General features: G+C 60.6%; 21 protein-coding genes. 14 read left to right on the top strand and 7 right to left on the bottom strand.

Going from position 1 to position 19,495, the window contains the following annotated elements; translation table 11 throughout:
• Positions 1-99 precede the first annotated feature (99 nt).
• Positions 100-1,011 carry a class I SAM-dependent methyltransferase gene (locus tag CPI83_RS05910; RefSeq protein WP_037136748.1) on the bottom strand — a complete coding sequence of 304 codons (912 nt, stop codon included), beginning with the start codon at positions 1,009-1,011 and terminating at the stop codon, positions 100-102.
• A gap of 88 nt (positions 1,012-1,099) precedes the next feature.
• Between CPI83_RS05910 and CPI83_RS05905 the strand changes: the two genes are divergently transcribed.
• The 4 genes from CPI83_RS05905 (at position 1,100) to CPI83_RS05890 (ending at position 4,504) form a co-directional block, all read left to right on the top strand.
• Positions 1,100-1,945: an LLM class F420-dependent oxidoreductase gene (locus tag CPI83_RS05905; protein WP_019745135.1), complete on the top strand. Its 846-nt coding sequence runs from the start codon at positions 1,100-1,102 to the stop codon at positions 1,943-1,945.
• Between the two features lie 105 nt (positions 1,946-2,050).
• A complete protein-coding gene (locus CPI83_RS05900; RefSeq protein WP_019745136.1) occupies positions 2,051-2,623 on the top strand; it encodes a flavin reductase in 573 nt (190 codons plus the stop codon).
• A complete protein-coding gene (locus CPI83_RS05895; protein WP_003940303.1) occupies positions 2,616-3,242 on the top strand; it encodes a superoxide dismutase in 627 nt (208 codons plus the stop codon). The genes CPI83_RS05900 and CPI83_RS05895 overlap by 8 nt, the downstream gene beginning before the upstream one ends.
• Positions 3,243-3,412: 170 nt before the next feature.
• On the top strand, positions 3,413-4,504 hold the full coding sequence (locus tag CPI83_RS05890; RefSeq protein WP_060938070.1) for an alpha/beta fold hydrolase: 1,092 nt from the start codon (positions 3,413-3,415) through the stop codon (positions 4,502-4,504).
• A 1-nt stretch (position 4,505) separates the two neighbouring features.
• On the opposite strand, the gene CPI83_RS05885 is transcribed toward CPI83_RS05890, so the two are convergent.
• Complete coding sequence (locus CPI83_RS05885; RefSeq protein WP_060938069.1) at positions 4,506-5,771, bottom strand: VWA domain-containing protein; 1,266 nt, start codon at positions 5,769-5,771, stop codon at positions 4,506-4,508.
• A 175-nt stretch (positions 5,772-5,946) separates the two neighbouring features.
• Here CPI83_RS05885 and CPI83_RS05880 point away from each other — a divergent pair, with 175 nt between their 5' ends.
• Positions 5,947-6,909 (top strand): GGDEF domain-containing protein, encoded by a 963-nt coding sequence (locus tag CPI83_RS05880; protein WP_060938068.1) that lies wholly within the window; start codon positions 5,947-5,949, stop codon positions 6,907-6,909.
• A 91-nt stretch (positions 6,910-7,000) separates the two neighbouring features.
• On the opposite strand, the gene CPI83_RS05875 is transcribed toward CPI83_RS05880, so the two are convergent.
• Positions 7,001-8,305, bottom strand: coding sequence for an HNH endonuclease signature motif containing protein (locus CPI83_RS05875; RefSeq protein WP_097386935.1), 1,305 nt, complete (start codon positions 8,303-8,305; stop codon positions 7,001-7,003).
• Between the two features lie 159 nt (positions 8,306-8,464).
• Between CPI83_RS05875 and CPI83_RS05870 the strand changes: the two genes are divergently transcribed.
• The 5 genes from CPI83_RS05870 to CPI83_RS05850 all read left to right on the top strand — a co-directional run bounded on the left by CPI83_RS05870 (position 8,465) and on the right by CPI83_RS05850 (position 11,542).
• Positions 8,465-8,968, top strand: coding sequence for a MarR family transcriptional regulator (locus CPI83_RS05870; RefSeq protein WP_060938066.1), 504 nt, complete (start codon positions 8,465-8,467; stop codon positions 8,966-8,968).
• 11 nt (positions 8,969-8,979) lie between these two features.
• Positions 8,980-10,038, top strand: a complete 1,059-nt coding sequence (locus CPI83_RS05865; protein WP_097386934.1) for an LLM class flavin-dependent oxidoreductase — start codon at positions 8,980-8,982, stop codon at positions 10,036-10,038.
• A gap of 8 nt (positions 10,039-10,046) precedes the next feature.
• Complete coding sequence (msuE, locus tag CPI83_RS05860) at positions 10,047-10,613, top strand: FMN reductase (RefSeq protein ID WP_019745144.1); 567 nt, start codon at positions 10,047-10,049, stop codon at positions 10,611-10,613.
• Positions 10,610-11,137: a hemerythrin domain-containing protein gene (locus CPI83_RS05855; protein WP_020970656.1), complete on the top strand. Its 528-nt coding sequence runs from the start codon at positions 10,610-10,612 to the stop codon at positions 11,135-11,137. The genes msuE and CPI83_RS05855 overlap by 4 nt, the downstream gene beginning before the upstream one ends.
• Positions 11,138-11,209: 72 nt before the next feature.
• Entirely contained in the window at positions 11,210-11,542 is a 333-nt protein-coding gene (locus tag CPI83_RS05850; protein WP_003940071.1) for a CD225/dispanin family protein, read from the top strand.
• A gap of 46 nt (positions 11,543-11,588) precedes the next feature.
• Here the strand turns inward: CPI83_RS05850 and CPI83_RS05845 are convergent, their stop codons facing one another.
• Entirely contained in the window at positions 11,589-12,743 is a 1,155-nt protein-coding gene (locus CPI83_RS05845) for a lipase family protein (protein WP_060938064.1), read from the bottom strand.
• Between the two features lie 38 nt (positions 12,744-12,781).
• On the opposite strand from CPI83_RS05845, the gene CPI83_RS05840 reads away from it, so the two are divergent.
• From CPI83_RS05840 to CPI83_RS05830, 3 genes are all read left to right on the top strand, one after another.
• Positions 12,782-13,240 (top strand): DUF5990 family protein, encoded by a 459-nt coding sequence (locus CPI83_RS05840; RefSeq protein WP_029256154.1) that lies wholly within the window; start codon positions 12,782-12,784, stop codon positions 13,238-13,240.
• A gap of 75 nt (positions 13,241-13,315) precedes the next feature.
• Positions 13,316-14,797: an NAD(P)/FAD-dependent oxidoreductase gene (locus CPI83_RS05835; RefSeq protein WP_020970659.1), complete on the top strand. Its 1,482-nt coding sequence runs from the start codon at positions 13,316-13,318 to the stop codon at positions 14,795-14,797.
• A 361-nt stretch (positions 14,798-15,158) separates the two neighbouring features.
• Positions 15,159-15,830 (top strand): NAD(P)H-binding protein, encoded by a 672-nt coding sequence (locus tag CPI83_RS05830; protein WP_060938261.1) that lies wholly within the window; start codon positions 15,159-15,161, stop codon positions 15,828-15,830.
• Here the strand turns inward: CPI83_RS05830 and CPI83_RS05825 are convergent.
• Both CPI83_RS05825 and CPI83_RS05820 read right to left on the bottom strand, forming a co-directional pair.
• Positions 15,808-16,578 (bottom strand): ABC transporter permease, encoded by a 771-nt coding sequence (locus tag CPI83_RS05825; protein ID WP_020970661.1) that lies wholly within the window; start codon positions 16,576-16,578, stop codon positions 15,808-15,810. The genes CPI83_RS05830 and CPI83_RS05825 overlap by 23 nt on opposite strands.
• Before the next feature lie 50 nt (positions 16,579-16,628).
• Positions 16,629-17,066, bottom strand: a complete 438-nt coding sequence (locus CPI83_RS05820) for a GtrA family protein (RefSeq protein ID WP_020908979.1) — start codon at positions 17,064-17,066, stop codon at positions 16,629-16,631.
• Between the two features lie 141 nt (positions 17,067-17,207).
• On the opposite strand from CPI83_RS05820, the gene CPI83_RS05815 reads away from it, so the two are divergent.
• The gene (locus CPI83_RS05815) at positions 17,208-17,915 is read left to right on the top strand and encodes a TetR/AcrR family transcriptional regulator (RefSeq protein ID WP_020970663.1); all 708 of its coding nucleotides are present in this window, start codon (positions 17,208-17,210) and stop codon (positions 17,913-17,915) included.
• A gap of 49 nt (positions 17,916-17,964) precedes the next feature.
• Here the strand turns inward: CPI83_RS05815 and CPI83_RS05810 are convergent, their stop codons facing one another.
• Positions 17,965-19,461, bottom strand: coding sequence for an MFS transporter (locus CPI83_RS05810; protein WP_003940566.1), 1,497 nt, complete (start codon positions 19,459-19,461; stop codon positions 17,965-17,967).
• Positions 19,462-19,495: the final 34 nt, after the last annotated feature.

Raw genomic sequence — 19,495 nt, 5'->3', positions numbered from 1 at the left:
CACAGGTCGACGGCGATGCGTCGTGTCAGTGGCGTCGTGGGCATGGGGGTAATTACTACCTGTGTCTGCAATTACCCGCAAATGCGGGGGAAATAGGCGTCAGTCGGCCAAGCGAACAGACAGCGAATACATCAGCGGTATCTCTGGTCGTCCGGCCGGGACTCCCCAACGCTTGCCACCGAGTTCTGCCATCTCCTCGAATCCTTGCCAACCGTTGGCGTACGGGTACTCGTCGAAGGACTCGAGCGTCAATCCGGCACGCCGCAGGGCGCCGAGCACCTCGGCGATGGACCAGTTGAATTCACATGAAGGGAAGGGATTTTCGAAGTTCTCGACTCCGTCTCCCTGAGCGCCCGGCAAGACGAGATCGGCTGAATCTGCCACGTAGTCGCCGACGCCACCGGGTTCGGTCACGGGAGTCCCGCCTCCGTACGGGTATGTCAGCGACCACTTCTCGTCGAAACACATGGCAAACGGATGAAACTCCACCAGAACGAATCGACCGTTCGGCGCCAGAACACCGGCAATCCCCTCGGCCCACTCGTCGAGATCGGGTAACCAGATCACCGTTCCGTACGAAGAGAAGACTCGATCGAACTTCCTCCCGGTAGCGCCGGCATCTCGGAGCCACGCAGATACATCCGCTCGCTCGAAATCGGCGGCAATGCCGGATTCCGCAGACAACGTTCGCGCGAAGTCGATCGCAGAATCCGAGATGTCGACGCCGGTCACCGCGGCACCGAGAGCAGCCAAACTCAGCGAATCCTGACCGGAATTGCACTGCAGATGAAGAATCGAGGAGCCGTCGATCTCGCCAAGCAGCGCCACTTCTTCCGGAAACAAGGTCGACCCGCCGTTGCGAAAGAACTGTGCTTGGTCACCTTTGTGACTGTTGTGAGCGACGGTCGCCGCATTCCACGACAACCGATTCATCTCCACTGCGTCCATCTCTACTGCATCCACCTCTCGGCCCACAACAACTCCGCCCGAGTTCACCACGCCCCCGGTCACGTCGGCAATCGATTTACTGGGCTGGAAACCTATCCGAACGAAGATGCAACAGGTTACAGTTTTTCGACGGACCATCGAAGGAGAACCAGTGCGCTACGGACTCAGCCTGTTCACCAGTGATCGCGGCATCCGCCCTGCCGATGCAGCAAAGGCTGCGGAGGCGAATGGATTCGACGCCTTCTACGTTCCGGAGCACACTCACATCCCCGTATCGAGGGATTCCGATCACCCCGGAACCCAGTCGGCAGAATTGCCCGACGACCGTTACATGCGCACACTCGACCCCTGGGTTGCCCTCGGCACCGCCGCGTCGGTCACGAGCACCATCCGATTGGGCACCTCGGTGGCCCTCCCCCTCGAACACGATCCGATCACTCTCGCGAAAACCATCGCATCGCTGGACCATCTTTCCGACGGACGCGTGGTTTTCGGCGTCGGATTCGGCTGGAATGCAGAGGAACTCGCCGACCACGGCGTACCGCCCAACAAACGCCGGACCGCACTCCGGGAGTATCTCGAAGCCATGGGTGAACTGTGGTCGAAGGAAGAAGCTTCGTACGACGGCCAATTCGTGAAGTACGGGCCTAGTTGGGCCTGGCCCAAGCCCGTTCAGAAGCCCCGTCCTCCCATCATGTTGGGCGGCGGCGGCAACGAGAAGACTTTCAAGTGGATCGCAAAGTCTGCCGACGGGTGGATCACCACACCGATCGAGCAGGAGATCGACGGAAACGTGGAACTGCTCCGAAAGATCTGGGCCGAAGCAGGTAGAGTCGGCGAGCCTGAAATAACCGTCCTGGCAGGCAAACCCGATCCGGAGAAGCTCGCCCACTGGGCAGATATCGGTGTCACGGAGGCGATGTTCGGCACTCCGGACAAGAGCCCCGAAGAGGTGGTCGGATACATGGAACGTCTGGCAGCCAAGCTCGGACGGTGAGGTCCGCCACAGCACCTTGACCTCAACTGCACTCGAGGTTTTAACGTCGGTATTGCACAAGACAGTGCAACGACAGCAAAACCCGAGTCAGAAGAGGTGCTAAGTGTGACGACAAAATTGGTTGGCACCCAACCTGTTTCGGATGTCGCTGTTGATTCGGCGCCGTCCATCCGAAGCGCATTCGTCGAGGCGTTCCGAAATCATCCCGCCGGCGTCTCGATCATCACCGCCACGGGCAATGACGGCCCGGCCGGCATCACGTCGTCTTCGGTGATCTCGATCAGCGCCGATCCGGCAGTTCTGGCGTTCTCACTGCAGTCGTTGCGTGGTTCTGCGAGCGTCATTGCTTCCGCAAGCAGTTTTGTTGTTCACCTGGCAAATTCGGCGAACGAGCGACTGGCGGCCACGTTCGCGACCCGCGGCGCTGTGCGCTTCGGAGACGACATGCGCTGGTCGTTTCTGTCGACGGGTGAACCATTCCTGCACGGCACGGGCCACGCCTTGCGGGCGGTTCCCTTGAATGCCACGACGTGTGGCTCCGCAGTGATTGTCACCGCGCGCGTCGTCGACGTCATCGATCCGCAGCACGTGTCAGCGCCGCTCGTCTATCACGATCGAACCTATCGAAATCTCTCGTCTCACAACATTTCCTCAAAGGAAGGCATGTCACATGACTGAATACGTTCTCCCCGAGCTGGACTACGACTACGCCGCACTCGAACCGCACATCTCCGGCGAGATCATGGAACTGCACCACAGCAAGCACCACGCCACGTACGTGGCGGGCGCCAACAGCGCAATCGAGCAGTTGGCTGCTGCACGCGAAGACGGCACGATCACTGCGAAGGCGCCGCTGCTCAGTAAGAACCTCGCCTTCCACCTCGGCGGCCACACCAATCACTCGATATTCTGGAAGAACCTCTCCCCCAACGGCGGTGAGCGACCAGAAGGCGAGTTGGCAGCCGCGATCGACGAGCACTTCGGTACCTTCGACGCATTCGTCAACCACTTCTCCGCTGTAGCAACGACTTTGCAGGGGTCCGGCTGGGCGGTACTGGCCTACGACACGGTCGGGCAGCGCCTGGTCATCGAGCAGCTCACCGACCAGCAGGGCAACATCAGCATCGGTATCGTTCCGTTGCTCATGCTCGACATGTGGGAGCACGCCTTCTACCTGCAGTACAAGAACGTCAAGGCGGACTACGTGAAGGCCTACTGGAACGTCATCAACTGGGAAGACGTTGCACAGCGATACGCGACGGCCACAGCCTCGACCGGCTTGATCGTCCCCGCCTGATCGTCCCCACCCGATCACTGCCAGATCACCCCGATCAGCCCAGCTCGGCACGGTGGCTCCGTTGCCGAGCTGGGTTTTTGCACCCCCGAGATCGATGTATGTGAAGGCAGGTAACATACACCGAGCGCGGCTGACTCGGCCGTCCGCCGATTCGACTCCGAGGGGAACCAGTGCTCGATATCAGTGGTTTGATCGCGACGTGGCGTCCGACGCTGGACACCGCAGCGCGCAATGCATGGGGACTCTCGTTCGGCGACGGTGTCGAGAAGGCCGAACGCACGCCGTCGGTACTGATCAGCGAAGGTCCACACCGCGATCTGTATCGCTTCGGCGCATTGTGGACGCCCAGAGGCAATCCGGTCCTCCTCGTACCTCCCCTCGCGGTTTCAGCCGACTGCTACGACCTTCGTGCAGGCCAGAGCCTCGCCGCACACCTACTGGATGGCGCAAACACGCCCTACCTCCTCGACTACGGGACCATGCGGTACTCCGACCGCGGTATGGGTTTCGAGGCCTGGGTCGACGACATCATCCCGGAAGCGATCCGAACGATCTCGGACCTACATGACGGCGCACCTGTTTCGCTGATCGGGTGGAGCCTCGGCGGGACCATGTCTCTGCTCACGGGCTCCGCTCACTCCGACCTTCCGATCGCATCGATCACGGCAATCGGCACGCCAATCGATTACACGAAGATTCCCGCTATCAGCCCGTTGAGGCTGATCGGCAAATACACGGGCGATACCCCGCTCACCTCCGCGACCAATCTGGTCGGCGGACTACCTGCTCCACTCGTTCAGGCGAGTTACAAGGTGACGGCGTTGCAGCGCGAAGTCCTCAAGCCATGGTTCATCGTCCGCAATCTTCACAACACCGAGACCCTGGCTCGTATGGAATCGATAGACAAGTTCATGGCAGCCATGCCTGGATACCCGGGCAAGGCATTTCAGCAGATCTGCGAACAACTCATGCTCGGCAACAATCTCTACAACGACGCTGTCACGCTTGCCGGGCGCGAGATCAAACTGTCAGCTCTGAGCGTTCCCGTTCTCGCGATCGGCGGCACCACCGACGTGATTGCACCCATCGCTTCGGTGGAAGCGATCACGTCGGTCCTCACCGGAGCGCCGTCGGTCCGGTTCGAGAAGGCGCCGGGAAGTCACCTCGGGCTCGTTGCCGGCCCCACCGCGAGAGACTCCACCTGGGCGCACATCGACGAATTCTTGAAAGAGAATGCACCGCAGTTGGTTTCGACCAGCTAAATCACGGCGTCGTGATGCCCGCGGCTACAGCTGCCTTGTGCCAATCCGGGAATTCACTCAGCAAACGGGTGTACAACTGGGCGTCGTCGACGGTGTCGATGTCGTCCAGCGCGAAGAATCCGGCATTGTCGACCACCCTGCCGTCGAGGTCGTCGAGCTTCTCCAGCACTCCGTAGTTGGCCTTGCCGATTCCGACGAACTGCCAAAAGGCCGGGAGCCCAGACGCTTCGCGCATCAATTTCGTGATTTCCTTGCGCTCGCTGAAGCCTCCGTCGGTGAAGAACAGGACGAGCGTCGGCGCCGAACCACGTGTCAGGCCGGAGAGAATCTCAGTCATGATCGGCACTTCACGATTTGCGGCGCCGATCTTGTCATAGTTGAATCCGCCGTGCGAGCCGCGCAAGTGCAGGTAGGTATCCGACCACTCTTCCGCGTCATGAACAGAGATCTCGGGAAGCTTGACGAAGCTGACTGCATACAAGTACGGCTCCAGCTTGCCGTCGTCATCGAGCTGGATCGCAACGGGAACCATGCGTTCGACAACACGATGCACCACTCTGGTGCGGTACTGCTTGGCCATACTTCCGGTTTTGTCGATCACCAGGACCACTCGCGCCCGAATTCCGTTGCCACCCTTGGTCAGCAGGACCTTGGCCACTTCGCGCTTTCGGAGGTCCAGCTTTTCCCGCTTCACCATCGAGAGTTTGGCTTCGTCGGGCACGGTCCGAATGCCATCTGCCGATTCAGCCGAGTCGGGTCGGCTCTGCGGTTCCTCGTCGACCGAGACTCCGAATGCAGTGACCAGATCTGCCAATCCGCTGTCCCAACCCGCCGAAACGTTCCGAACCTTCCAGTCCGTGCCGCGGCGATAGATCTCGACGAGGACCGCTGCCCTCTCACTCGTCAAACCCAAAGCCTGAGCCACGATAGCGGTGGAACCAGCCTGCTCCACCACGACACCAAGGCCCCCGACAGCAGAAAGGGTTCCGTTTGCCGCCGCATCAAGCGCCACGGCAACACTCAGCTGGTGGATGTCGGCGGGCAACCTCGCAATGTCGATTTCGATGACGCCGCCGGACTCCAAGCGCACCGCACCTTCGGGCGACACCGGCTGATTGAAGAAGACAAAATCTGCGTCGTTCCGCACCTGGTTCCGTTCGTCGAGCTGGAACACCATCAGGTCCACCGTGCCCGGGGCGCTACCGTTCACCGCCACCTTCAGCGAAGTTCCGTCAACGACTGTGTTCGCTCCACGCGCCAGCTCCATGCCTGAAGATTAGCGGGCCACCAAAGAATCAACGGCCCCGCGGTCGGAAGAATCACAGCACACTTTCAGCAATCGCCAGGATTCTCGAGGCAGACTGTTCGTGGAAGATTTGTCGCACGCGGGACCAAGAGCCTGAACATCGACAGAATCTTAGGGTCGATCAGGAGGTCACCAAATGCCGCACGGCCAGGCGCGCACCATCCCGATGTTGCCACTCCTGCCACCACTGACGAATTTCGACGACGCCAGTCGCTCGATCGTGTCCTACCTCGACGAATATCTTCCGCTGGCACTGTGGTCGATCACGCGGTTCGACGGGTCGAATCAAATCTTTCTCACCGTCTCACCCAACCCACTTCACATCGAAGTCGGCGAGACCCGGACTTGGCAAAACACCATGTGCAGCGAGGTAGTCCTCGGAAATGCGCCGCCAGCCTCATCGAATCGCGCACTCGTACCTGCACTTTCCCGAGATGACAGGTGGGAAGGCATAGGCGCATACGTCAGCATCCCAATCCTTCACAACGACGGCAGTCTCTTCGGCACTCTGTGTGGCGCCGACCCGATTACGGGCGACTCCGTACTCGAGGACAACCTGGCCCTCCTCACTCTCCTGTGCCGACTCCTCGGAACGATTCTCGATGTCGACTATCAGCGCGCGCAGTCAGTGCGACTGGCCGAAACTGCGCAACTCGATGCCGAGACCGACCCGTTGACAGGTCTTCTCAATCGGCGCGGGTGGAACCGCATCCTCGAGGCCGAGCAAACCCGGTACCGCCAATTCGCCGATCCGGGATCTATCATCATCGTCGATCTGGACGGCATGAAGACCATCAACGACGAACTCGGTCACGCCGCGGGTGACGAATATGTTCAACGGGCCGGCAAGATCTTGGCAGCATGCGCGCACCCTGGTGCGGTGGTTTCACGGTTGGGCGGAGACGAGTTCGGAATCGCTCTGCCCGATACACAGCCGCGCGCCGTCGACTACCTGGTCGAGTGTTTGGAGAAGGCGTTCCGGAATGCCGACGTCCGTTGTTCGATCGGCCGAGCCGACTTTTCCATGTTCCAAAGCCTTTCCGAGACTTGGGATACGGCCGATGCCGAGATGTACCGCCACAAGCGCTCGAAGCACTGATTCGACTCCCCCACGGCCTGCTGGCACCGCATCGGAGGATCCCTTCGATGCGGTGCTGGCCCGTGTTCTGTTGTGCCCGAGGAGTACTACCTCAGGTTTTGAAGGTGGTGTTCGCGGGCCGTGGGTGCTGGCCGGGGTCGATCGAGGGCGGCGGGATGAACCACGGTTTGTTGTCGACGCCGATGCGGATCACCCATTTCCCGACGAACCCGGCTTTCCGGTGCATCAGCCGGTGATGTGAACGGCACAGCAGGACAAGGTTGCTCATCACCGTCGGGCCACCGTTCGCCCAGTGCCGAATATGGTGCGCATCCGTCCAGGCCGGTACACACGTGCAGCCGGGGAACGCGCAGCCTTTGTCGCGGGCGATCAACGCCACTCGCTGTTCGGCGGACACCAACCGTTTCCCGGGTTTCGCATCGAGTGGCGCCCCGCAATCGTCGAGCAGCACAGTCGACAGGAAACAATCGCACCCGAGAAGCCTGGTCTGCGACACCGACAGCGGCCCCAGCCAGGGCATGTGCCCGACATCAAGATCCGACACAGCCACTCCACCACCATCGGGCGAGGGTGCGGCGGCGCAATCCCGGTGCTCCGCCAAATCACGCGCGTTGATGTGCACGTTCACATGCGGACGCTGCCCACCATCGACACCGGTCTTCGCGCAATCCAGATACCGCCGAATCAGTTCGGTGAACCCATCCGCCGTGCGTTTCGCCGCCGACCGAGAATCCGGGGTTCCATCCGCAGCGGGGGTGGGCATCGTCAGATTCGACAACGCCGACAACAACATTTCACCAGTGAGAGCATCGAAATCGCCGCGCACCACCACCCGACCATTCAACGTCGACGCGATCCGCAATTCATTCCGATCCACATCCTCGGCGGGCGGAATCTCATCCGATTCGAACACTCGCTCCAAGGTCGCGATCACGTTCCGCACCTTCGTCGTTGTCGCCTCCACGCCCGACGCGGCAGCCAACAACAAATCGATACAGCGAGGGAGCGCTTCGTCCGGCATTCCCTTCGGCGGTGACTCGCAGAACGCCACGATCAACACGGCATGCTCGAACGAGCAGTCCCCGCCATCGAACCGGGCCGCCACCGCCGGAAAAGGCCGCAGCGCCGCACCCAGGTCGGCGATCTTCTTCCCGTCCCGAACCTGCAGCATCGTGTTGGCCGCCAACCAGCAACCCACCCCGCGGCTCGCAATCACCTGATCATCAGGACGCATCGAGAGTTCGTCCCCCACCGCCACACGAACAGCCTCGAGACGAAGAATCTCCGCACTCGCCTCAATAGCAGCAGCACGCAACTCAGAAGCAGACAACTGCCACAGACGTCCGCGCAACCCCACCGCAGAACCAGACACCACATCCGACAACAGCACGCTCATTGAATCCCCCGATCCCCTACACACAAGAATACTCGAACACGTGTTCGAGTCAATGCTTTGCTACCAGCACAAATGAGAGCGGGGAATAGTTCGATCGATCCAGGCGTATTATTTGAGTAAGCAATACTTGCGAGCGCAAATAAATGGAGGCTGTCACCGATGACTACCGATGAACGTCGACGTGGTTCCGTCTGGCGCGACCTAGTGGTCAGCCACAGCGTCATCCTCGGCAAGATGGAGGCGGACCTTCGAACCACCACCGGGCTCACCCTTGGCCAGTACGACGTTCTGCTCCGACTGCACGAAGCGCCGGGAAACACGATCCGAATGGGCGATCTGGCCGAACTGGTCCTGGTCACCACCAGTGGCGTGACGCGCGTCGTCGATCGATTGGTCGAGGCAGGACTGGCAGAGCGCGTTCGCCCGGACAACGATCGACGCGTCGTGACGGTATCGATGACGCCTGCGGGCAAGAAGACGCTTCGAAAAGCGTCCGCCATACACACGCGAGGGATCGCCGAATACTTCTCCGATCTCATTGAAACCGAGGAGCTTCCGGTACTCGAACGCTTCTTCTCCCGACTTGCCGCACATCACACGAATCAAGGCGGCGCATGCGATGCGCACGCAGAACAACTTTCCATCACCCCCACGAACAGATAGCGAGAAACAACATGGCTTTCGAATTGGGCGTCTACCATTTCGGTGAACTCACCCCAGATCCCACTACCGGCGCGATGATGAATCCCGGTGTCCACCTTCGCCATTTGGTCGAGCAGGCAACCGTTGCCGATCAGGTTGGACTCGATGTCTTCGGCGTCGGCGAGCACCATCGCACCGACTTCGCAGTCTCAGCCCCTGCAGTTGTGCTCGCGGCAATGGCTCAGGCTACCGACAAGATCAAGCTGTCCAGCGCCGTAACTGTACTCAGTTCCGACGATCCCGTACGTGTGTTCCAACAGTTCGCGACAGTTGACCTGCTTTCCGAAGGCCGTGCCGAGATCATTGCCGGCCGAGGTTCGTACACGGAGTCATTTCCGCTTTTCGGGTACGACCTGTCTCAGTACAACGAACTCTTCGCCGAAAAGCTCGATCTACTACTGAAACTGCGCGACGAGAACCCGATCAACTGGGAAGGACAACTTCGCCCACCACTGATCGACGGTGACGTGACGCCCCGCCCGGACCGTCAGATTCCGGTGTGGATCGCAGTCGGAGGTACTCCGGCCTCTGTCGTCCGTGCCGCGAAACTGGGCCTGCCCCTCTCACTGGCCATCATCGGTGGAAGTTACCAACAGTTCGAACCGTTCGTCGATCTATACCGCAGGGCTGCAGCGGAGTTCGGACACGATCCGAAGAAGCTGGCGGTCTCGATTGCTTCGCCAGGATTTGTCGATACCTCGAAGCAAACAGCACTCGACACGTCGTACCCGTACTTCCAGGCCGGGTGGATGCAGAATCATCATCAGCGGGGAAACGGAGTTCCCATGCCGCGCAGGGCATATGAGGCGCAGGCAACCACCGCGGGTGCGTTCTTCCTCGGCGGCCCGCAGGAAATCATCGACAAGACGATGGCGCAGTACGAACTGTTCCATCATGACCGCATCATGATCCAGATGGGGTTCGGCAATGTGCCACAGAAGGACATGCTGCGTGCGATCGAGATCCTCGGCACCGAAGTAGCGCCCGTTGTGCGTAAGGAAATCGAATCACTGAAATCGTCCCAAAAATAGGAGTTTCGATGAGCACACCGCTCAAAATTGTTGCCGTTGTCGGCAACCTCCAAAAACCCTCCAAGACTCGTGCCCTCGTCGACCTGATCGTCGAAACCTTGGGAGACTTCGAGCAGATCGACACACGAGTTTTCGAGATCGTGGATCTGATTCCAGGTCTTGCATCTGCTCTGGATCGCGATCACGTCGACTCAGTGACCGCCGAAGCGCTGGCAGCAGTCGAGTCTGCCGATATCGTCATCGCGGCGTCACCGGTGTTCCGCGGCTCGTACACGGGAATGTTCAAGCATTTCTTCGATCTCGTGGACCAGTACGCGCTTGCCAACACTCCGGTGATTCTTGCTGCGACAGGTGGCAGCGACCGCCACGCTCTCGTGTTGGATCATGCCCTGCGTCCACTGTTCGCTTTCTTCCAAGCGCTGACCGCTCCGGTCGGGATCTATCTCAGCTCAGGTGATTTCGACGGAACGACTATCCTCAACCCTGAGGTATTCGAGCGTATCGAGATGGCAGCGAAGGACGTCCTGCCGGTAGCGAGGATGCTCGCGGAGCGGGATCGAGTTGCGCTGACGTGAACGCCCCTCATTCGCACAACACGGCAACAGTTGCCGGTCTGAGGATGATCGAACAGCTACGTCAGGTTCACGAACCTCTGCGAGCCGATATCGAGGTACTCGAGAATGCCCTGCAACTGTTGTCGGACGAAACCGCCGATCTGACTCGGATACCCGAAATGATCGACAATCTGACGATCGCGGATTTCGTCTGGCAACTACGGGTCAACTGCGACTTCTACTGCAACACGCTGACTCTGCACCACACCATCGAAGATCAACGTATGTTCCCCGTAATGACCAGGAACTTTCCCGAGTTGGCCCCTGCGGTCGAACGACTGCAGGCAGAACACAAGCTTGTCGGGGAGATCGTGTCGGAAGCCAAGCGTGCGTCACTCGCGCTGAGCACCGAATCCTCCACGGTCAATCGGGCACACGCCGCAATCTCCGAATTGGCGGATCATATGCAGTCGCACCTCGATTTCGAGGAGGCCACACTCTTTCCGTACTTCCGACGGATGGATCGCGACTGGCATTACGGCTGATCGTGCACACTCAGTGATTCTTCAGCTCCATCGCAGTAGCGTCGAAAGGGCCACCTCATGTCAGGAGCCCCCATGACCAACCCGGATCAACCCACCGTCCAGCAATCCGTTCCTCAGCACCCGATTCGACCGCCCGTCAATGCGGGTTGGGCAGTGGTCTCGCTGCTGTTCTTCTGGCCGCTCTCCTTCTCCGCTTTCACGCACGCCTTCAACGTGTATCCGCTGTGGGCCGACGGCGATGTGGCCGGGTCGCGGTACGCGTCCGATCGAGTGAAACGACTCGGTCAGATCTCGCTGTGGATCGCAGGCGGGCTACTACTCCTAGTCTGCATCCTGTACGCGATTGCGGCAATCGTGTGGTTCGCCAACGGTGGCCACGATTACGGGCCGCGACGTATGCGCTGAACAACCACCCTGAAACAACAAACTGCAACAACAACACCGCCGAACATCACCTCATCAATCGATCGATGAATTCCATGGTCTGGTCCATCGAAGCGACCGTCGTTTGGCCGTGGCTGATTCCGCTGAGTTCTTGATACTCGAACTGCGTTCCTCGCGAACGCATGTCGACCAGTTGCGCCCAGGTAAGGGCGACAGGAACCGTTGTGTCCGACACGCTCTGCACCACACGCAGTGACCGGTCGTAGCCGTCGACCGGCACCTGCATCATCTCGCGAAACAGATCGTGGAAGCGTGGCGTCCACACCGACCGAGAAAACAACGAGCTCAACTGGATTCGTTCGGCGCGAATGTGGCGGCCGAGATCTCCGGCGCACAGTGTCCGAGCCTTTTCCATCCACTCGATCCCCTGCGGCGAGAGAACCTCCCGAATGTTCTCTTCGGGTCGTTGATCGTCGATCCCGGCCAGAACGTACAGCGCGTATCCCACCAACCCCGTGATGCCGATGTCGGGAAACAGCGGTCCGCCCAACGGAAACAAACCTTCCATATGGGTGGGGCCGGCAACAACGACCGAGCCGCGGAAATCCAATTCCGGTGCACGAGTGGTGGCCTCGTGTCCCGCGAAGTACGCCGCATGACCGCCTTCGGACAAACCCGCAACCATCCACCGGGGACTCAGCACACTGCCGTACAACTCGTGCGCTGCCCGCACGATGTCGACCGCATTCGCGCCGGCGGCATGTCCGTCGAGATAGGCCAGCACCCCGTCGGTACCAAGTCCCGAGTAGTCGGTAGCGACTACCGCGTATCCCTGCTCCAACCAGCGTTCGATCGGTTCGATCTCGCCCGGACCGAATCCGGTCGACGAGGGTGCACACTGATCCGCACTGCCCAAAGTTCCGTGGGCATACGAGATGACGGGCCAACCGCCCGCCGGTGGGGCACCTTCCGGCAGAAACACGGACCCTGACGACTCTCCCCATCTGTCAGCGGTACGCAGAGTTCGATACACGACCCTCTGCGTCTCACCGGCGCCGACCGGAAACACTGCGGCCGAGAGTTCGCCATAGGACTCCAGCGCGCCCGCGACTTCCGGTTCGTCCGTCGTCGCCGCGGCAGCACCTGACCCCCAGCCGAGACTCGACAACAGGATGCTCGCCACCACGGCCGCAACAAAGGTTCTACCCGAACGACTCACCACGCCAACCCCTCCCGACCTGTGCGGAGCATGATGTCGATATGCAGATCATCATCACCGGTCACAGCCTGCCCGGACGTGAGTGTTCCGAAACCGCAACCTTCGAAGGGCGCAGCAACATCCACGTCGGCGTTCAGCGCCGAGGCAAGCCACACGAAGTCCTCGACCTCGTACCAGGAGATACCGAGACAGTGCGATGGGAACTGACAGCGAGCCAGGAGCGAAAGTCCGGTGCCTGGGACATTCTCGGTCCACACATCCAGGGTCCACCTCGCGGACGCTTCATCTACCTGTCCTGGGTGACGGTATCCGATGACCAGACGTTCGAGATGTTTCGGCGCGCAAAGCTGATGCTCGACGCGATCCCCGAGCACATCGTCGAGCAGGCCGACGCTTCCGGTGTGCTCCACGGAGACCTCGGGCTCACCGACGCCGCAGGTAAACCACTGTGCGCGGCAATCCGACCACCAACGATCACATGGTCCTCCTCGCCTTACTGAGCATCGTTCAGTAGTGTGGTGATCGAGCACTAACTCTGCCGGTGGCCCCACATAGTCGATACGGAGTCCGAACTGATGAGCACCGAACACCTCGATGTCCTGATCGTCGGCGCCGGCTTGTCCGGCATCGGTGCTGCTTATCGACTCCAGACCGAGCTTCCAGGAAAGTCGTACGCAATCCTCGAGGCCCGAGCGAACAGCGGCGGAACCTGGGACCTCTTCAAGTATCCCGGCATCCGATCGGATTCCGACATGTTCACGCTCGGCTACCCGTTTCGCCCGTGGACAGATGCCAAAGCAATCGCCGACGGTGATTCGATCCTGCGGTACGTGCGCGACACCGCGCGAGAGAACGGGATCGACAAGAAGATTCGGTACAACCGGAAGGTGACGGCCGCATCATGGTCGTCAGCGACCTCGACCTGGACAGTCACGGTCACGACCGGCGACGAAGACGAAACATTGACCTGTAACTTCCTCTATCTCTGCAGCGGGTACTACAGCTACGACGGCGGATACACCCCCGACTTCCCCGGACGTGAATCGTTTGCCGGTGAGGTAGTGCACCCCCAGTTCTGGCCCGAAGAACTCGATTACTCCGACAAGAAGGTCGTTGTGATCGGAAGCGGCGCCACCGCAGTCACTTTGGTCCCCACGATGTCACGGGACGCAAGCCACGTCACGATGCTCCAGCGATCACCGACGTACATTCTGGCGCTGCCGTCCAGCGACAAATTATCGGACACCATTCGCGCGGTACTGCCGAATCAACTCGCGCACAGCATCGCTCGATGGAAGAGCGTCGTAGTGAACCTGAGTTTCTACCAACTGTGCCGACGCAGTCCGGCGCGTGCAAAGAGGATGCTGAACCTCGCGATCAGTCGTCAACTCCCGAAAGACATCCCCCTCGATCCTCACTTCACACCCTCCTACGATCCCTGGGACCAGCGCTTGTGCGTCGTACCCGACGGCGATTTGTTCAAAGCCCTCCGATCCGGCAAGGCCTCGATCGAGACCGATCACATCGACACCTTCACCGAGACCGGGATCCTTCTCGCGTCAGGTCGCGAACTCGAAGCTGACATCATCGTCACTGCAACAGGATTGAAGATGGAGGCGTGCGGCGGGATGTCCATCGAAGTGGACGGCGAACCCGTCACCCTCGGTGATCGTTACGTCTACAAGGGCATGATGATCAGCGACGTACCGAACTTCGCGATGTGCGTCGGCTACACCAACGCCTCGTGGACTCTGCGAGCAGACCTCACGTCGATGTACGTGTGCCGACTGCTGACGGAGATGGACAAGCGCGACTATTCGAAGTGCGTGCCGCACGCGACCGAAGAAATGGACCAGCGGCCGATCCTGGATCTGGCGTCGGGGTACGTCATGCGTGCCGTGGAACAGTTCCCGAAGCAGGGATCGAAGTCACCGTGGAACATGCGTCAGAACTACATCCTTGACCGTCTTCACTCCACGTTCGGGAGCATCAACGACCACATGACGTTCTCGAAGGCACCAGCTCGACATTCGACGCCGGTACCGAGCAAGAGTTGAGCGGACCACGAACAACCAGGTAGAGCAGTCTGGCGAAGCCACCAATCGATCCGACGACAAAGAACACGCCAGAACCTGCGACCACGGCACAGAGCGCACCGAGAACGATGATCGTCGACGCCTCTACCATTCGACCGGCTGACTCCGATCCCAGAACGTGTATTTCATCAACTCCTTCGTTCATAAAACTATTTTCAGCCAACCGTCCAGCCGGTTTGTAGGGACTTTAGTCACGAGTCGGGTCAAAATGGACTCATAATTGCAGGTCAAGCGTTCAGTTGGCCACTCCGGTCGGATGAACTGCAGACCGTTCCGTAGTGTGCGCATCACAGAAAGTGGAACCAACGCCGGGGGGAACATCATGAAGGTCGTCGTTTTCGGGGCAACAGGAATGGTCGGCAACAGCGTCCTGAGGGAATGCCTCGACGATCCACGAATCGACGAAGTCGTGACCGTCGGCCGCAATCCGTCCGGTACAACCGCCCCGAAGATCGTCGACATCGTTCACCGCGACATGCTCGACTTCTCGGCGATCGAAGCCGATCTGACCGGCGCGGATGCCTGCTTCTTCTGCCTCGGTGTCTCCTCTGCCGGCATGAACGAAGCCGACTACACCCGCATCACGCGTGACATCACGCTTGCCGCCGCCACGACACTGTCGGGTGTGAACCCTCAGATGGTGTTCGTCTACGTGTCCGGCGAAAGCGCCGACTCCACCGAAACCAGCAAGACCATGTGGAAGCGAGTACGTGGCGCGACCGAGAATGCGCTACTCGCACTCCCTCTCACGACCTACATCCTCCGGCCGGGATTCATCCGTCCGCGCCCGGGATCGCCGTCGAAGACCTGGTGGTACAAGGCCTTCTATCAAATCTCCGTGCCTCTCTACCCACTCTTGCGCAAGGTTTGGCCCAGCAGCGTGACCACCAGTGAAAACATCGGCAGGGCAATGATCACCCTCGCGGCAAACACACCCGAGCTTCCCGACCGCGTCCTTCGCAGCGACAAGATCAACGAACTCGCGCAGGCCTGACAGTCTTACCTCGAAAGACGAAGCCGCGGGCGACGAGTTCCAACGCCACGGCGACCGAGCAGGTTTGCGCCAACAGCAGCCCTGCCAGCACAAGAATTTGCACGGCACCGGCTTGAACGGCCGACCCCGTCGCGAGCAAAACGCCGACAAAAGCGCCGGGCAATGTCACGAGGCCGACGGTGCGCGTCTGGTCGACTCCCGGTAGCAGGGCGTCGGAGGCAGCGGTGCGGGCTACTTCCCACCGTGCATCGCGCTGGGAAAATCCAAGGCTCAGTGCGGCTTCGACTTCCCCGTACCGGTCGTCGACGGCGTCGAGTCCGCGTTTGGCTGCCATCGATGTTGCAGTCATCGCGCCGCCCAGAACAATTCCGCCGATCGGCACCAGAGCGATGCCTTCCAGCGGAACCACTCCGGACAGCAGCATCAGTGGCAGAACCACACCGATTCCCGACGCCAAGGCGATGGTCAGCCACGCTCCGGACGTTCCTGCGCCGCAGCGTCGTGCCGCGGTGAACGACGCCGCAGCGAACATGCCGACGAGCACGAGGAGCGCTGACCAGATGTGAGCCAAGGCTGCGGCGAGGATCAACGAAATCGCAGCCAACTGAAGAGCGCCACGAGCGAGTGCGCCTGGGACTACCCGAACGCTACCGAGAGAGGTGAATCGGTAGACGAGCGTGGCGACAAGAGCCATGACGATGCAGAGCACAGCCAGACGGATGCCGGAGTCGGCTATCGAAAGGCTCATAGGTCACAGTGTTCCCTACGAGCCGAGTCCGACTCGAATTCGAGAACCGCTCAGAAAACCCAACCGCGAAGGGCGACAAATCGCAGGCCACCGACAATTCCGCTCACTGCGATCACAAGCCCGGCTTGAAGAAGTCCGTCGGCGCCGGGGAGAAGGAAGCCGAGCGCACTGATGGCGGCCGAACTGGCGATCAACCCGACCAGAGCGAGTCCACCGCCTTCCCACTGCGCGGTGAACCAGTTGACGCGATCCGCGGCATGGAAGGTGAGCCGGCGATGCAGCTCGTTGGCCAGAATGGTGCTCAAGACTGCACCAACGGCGTTGGCGACCAGCGCTCCGTCACCGCGCAGCGCCAGAAAAGCGGCAAAGTACAAGATATTGCTGGCTCCGCCGACGAGGGCAAAACGAACGAGCTGAGCAAAGGCGCCGTCGCCGGCAAGAGCGCGAAGCCTCGTTGCCGCGAAACCTGCACTCCGCGTACCCACCATCGAGATCGGATTGCTCCCGACCCAGATGTCAGACGTGCTCATATCGGCTTCTCTCATACGGACAATCGGAACCACACGTTCCGCTTAGTAATATAGCACTAACGGAATCGATCATTCCGCTTAGTGCCGTAGACTGTGAGGATGCCGACAACACACCCCGACGCTTCTCATGCGGGGACCTCGGCCGACTGCTCACAGCCGCGCCTTCGGTCCGACGCCAAGGCCAACCTCGAGCGCATCCTCAACTCCGCTCGCGAGGTGTTCGCTGCCCAAGGACTCGACGCCACGCTGGCGGACGTCGCCAAGCACGCCGGCGTCGGCGTCGGCACCGTCTATCGCCGGTTCGCCAGCAAGGACGAGCTGATCCAGGCCCTGTTCGACACACGGTGCTCCGAGATCGAAACGATTGCCGCCACCGCCCGGGAGATGCCAGACGCCTGGGAAGGTCTTGTCTACTTTCTCGACGTGATCTCCCTGCGCATGGCAGACAACCGCGGATTCGGCGATCTCCTGATGGACGGGCGCTTCGCGTCGGACACTTTCGCTCGCGCGCGCGCCGGGATCGCTCAGCACACCGCGGCACTTGTCAATCGTGCCAAGGAACAGGGCACCCTGCGGAGCGACTTCGAAGTCAACGACATTCCGCTTCTCATGCAGGTCGTCAAGATGGCCCAGAAGTTCGGCGGCGACGAGGCCCCTCAGGCTTACCGCCGCGCACTCGGGTTCATGATCGACGGACTCTGCGCGTCCCGCACCGGCCATCGCGAGTTGCCCGTCCCGGCGCTTTCCTCCGAACAACTCGATCACGTCCTTCATCGGTTTCAGGCATCGCCCGATAAGAACTGCTGACTCGATTTCGGGGTCGACGCCGCAATGGCGTCGACCCCGAAATTTGCTGTCAGTGGGCGATTACCGGTTCGCCTTCCGGCGAATCCGGCAGCAGTCCACTCCGAAGAACCAGTCCGGTCAAGACCGCACCGACCGCGAATATGCCTGCGGCCCAATAGAACGTCGTGGTGTAGCTCTCGACGGCAGCCTGTGCCTGGGTCAGCGGATTCATCTCGCGGCCCACCAGGTAGTTGGTGGAAGCCGAGGCTGCAATCGTGCTGAGCAGTGCAGTTCCGATCGAGCCGCCCACCTGCTGCATCGTGTTGACCGTGGCAGAGGCGACGCCGGCATCTTCGTGATGCACGCCTGAAGTTGCTCCCTGCATCGACGGGGCGAAAATGCTGCCCATGCCGAGTCCGGTGACAACGAGCCCCGGCAGAATGTGGACTGCATAAGTGCTGTCCACGGAAATCTGGGCCAGCAGCGTCATTCCGATCGCCGCGATGACCATTCCGCTCACGATCAGCACTCGCGGACCGACGCGCGGTAGCAAAACCGCTGTCGAAAGCGTTGCCGCTGTCACGATTCCGAACACCATCGGCATGAATGCGAGGCCGGTCATGATCGGGCTGTACCCGAGGATCAGCTGCATGTAGTACGTCAGGAACAGGAAGACTGCGAACATGCCTGCGCCGGAAAGGAAGATCGCCAGGTAAGAGCCAGCCCGGATTCGGTCGAGAACCACCCGCAGCGGCAGGAGCGGGTGCTCGGACTTGGTCTGCCAGTAGATGAACGCCGCCATGAACACGACGCCGGCAACGAGCCACGAGATAGTGGGAGTTGCACTCCACCCGTCCGATTCGGCCTTCGAGAATCCGAAGACGATGCTGAACAAGCTGATCGACACCAGGATCGTTCCCGGGATGTCGAGCTTGGGTCGCGAGTCACTGGTGTGCGGCGCGAGCAACAGGACTGCTCCGACCAGGGCGATCGCCGCGAAGAAGAGATTCACGAAGAGGCACCAACGCCAGTCGACCCACTCGGTGAGCGCTCCGCCGAGCAGCAGTCCGATGGCGCCACCGCCGCCGGCAACGGCACCGAAGATACCGAAAGCCTTGGCACGCTCACCTGGATCCGTGAATGTCACGGACAGCAGCGACAGGGCTGCCGGGGCGAGGAGCGCACCGAATACGCCCTGGCCGGCACGAGCGGCAACAAGCATTTCGAAGTTGACGGCTGCGCCACCGATGGCGGAAGCCACTGCGAAGCCGATCAGGCCGACGATGAAAGTTCGCCTGCGCCCGAACAAGTCGCTCAATCGACCGCCGAGTAGCAGCAAGCTGCCGAACGCCAATGCGTATGCCGTGATGATCCACTGGCGGTCCGAATCACCGAACTCCAGTGAGCGCTGCGCAGCAGGCAGCGCGATGTTGACGATGGTGGCATCCAAGACCACCATCAGCTGCGCAATTCCCAGAACCGCGAGAACCAGCCACCGCTTTGCGTGGTTGTCCCCTGAAGGCGCTGAGGACTGCTCGAATTCAGTCCGTTCAGCAATGTCTGACATAGTCCCTCGCCCAACCTATGCGGAGATGGCTTCT

This window comes from Rhodococcus sp. H-CA8f (genome assembly GCF_002501585.1).
Lineage (GTDB): Bacteria > Actinomycetota > Actinomycetes > Mycobacteriales > Mycobacteriaceae > Rhodococcus_F > Rhodococcus_F erythropolis.
Note: the sequence above shows the minus strand (reverse complement) of the source record. Positions and strands in the feature narration are given on the sequence as shown.

What these genes read in the sequence shown, in the direction of transcription:
- CPI83_RS05895 (WP_003940303.1), top strand. Translation starts at nt 2,616, where the DNA reads ATGACTGAATACGTTCTCCCCGAGCTGGACTACGACTACGCCGCACTC.
- CPI83_RS05885 (WP_060938069.1), bottom strand. Translation starts at nt 5,771, where the DNA reads ATGGAGCTGGCGCGTGGAGCGAACACAGTCGTTGACGGAACTTCGCTG.
- CPI83_RS05880 (WP_060938068.1), top strand. Translation starts at nt 5,947, where the DNA reads ATGCCGCACGGCCAGGCGCGCACCATCCCGATGTTGCCACTCCTGCCA.
- CPI83_RS05875 (WP_097386935.1), bottom strand. Translation starts at nt 8,305, where the DNA reads ATGAGCGTGCTGTTGTCGGATGTGGTGTCTGGTTCTGCGGTGGGGTTG.
- CPI83_RS05870 (WP_060938066.1), top strand. Translation starts at nt 8,465, where the DNA reads ATGACTACCGATGAACGTCGACGTGGTTCCGTCTGGCGCGACCTAGTG.
- CPI83_RS05865 (WP_097386934.1), top strand. Translation starts at nt 8,980, where the DNA reads ATGGCTTTCGAATTGGGCGTCTACCATTTCGGTGAACTCACCCCAGAT.
- msuE (WP_019745144.1), top strand. Translation starts at nt 10,047, where the DNA reads ATGAGCACACCGCTCAAAATTGTTGCCGTTGTCGGCAACCTCCAAAAA.
- CPI83_RS05850 (WP_003940071.1), top strand. Translation starts at nt 11,210, where the DNA reads ATGACCAACCCGGATCAACCCACCGTCCAGCAATCCGTTCCTCAGCAC.
- CPI83_RS05840 (WP_029256154.1), top strand. Translation starts at nt 12,782, where the DNA reads ATGCAGATCATCATCACCGGTCACAGCCTGCCCGGACGTGAGTGTTCC.
- CPI83_RS05835 (WP_020970659.1), top strand. Translation starts at nt 13,316, where the DNA reads ATGAGCACCGAACACCTCGATGTCCTGATCGTCGGCGCCGGCTTGTCC.
- CPI83_RS05830 (WP_060938261.1), top strand. Translation starts at nt 15,159, where the DNA reads ATGAAGGTCGTCGTTTTCGGGGCAACAGGAATGGTCGGCAACAGCGTC.
- CPI83_RS05825 (WP_020970661.1), bottom strand. Translation starts at nt 16,578, where the DNA reads ATGAGCCTTTCGATAGCCGACTCCGGCATCCGTCTGGCTGTGCTCTGC.
- CPI83_RS05820 (WP_020908979.1), bottom strand. Translation starts at nt 17,066, where the DNA reads ATGGTGGGTACGCGGAGTGCAGGTTTCGCGGCAACGAGGCTTCGCGCT.
- CPI83_RS05815 (WP_020970663.1), top strand. Translation starts at nt 17,208, where the DNA reads ATGCCGACAACACACCCCGACGCTTCTCATGCGGGGACCTCGGCCGAC.
- CPI83_RS05810 (WP_003940566.1), bottom strand. Translation starts at nt 19,461, where the DNA reads ATGTCAGACATTGCTGAACGGACTGAATTCGAGCAGTCCTCAGCGCCT.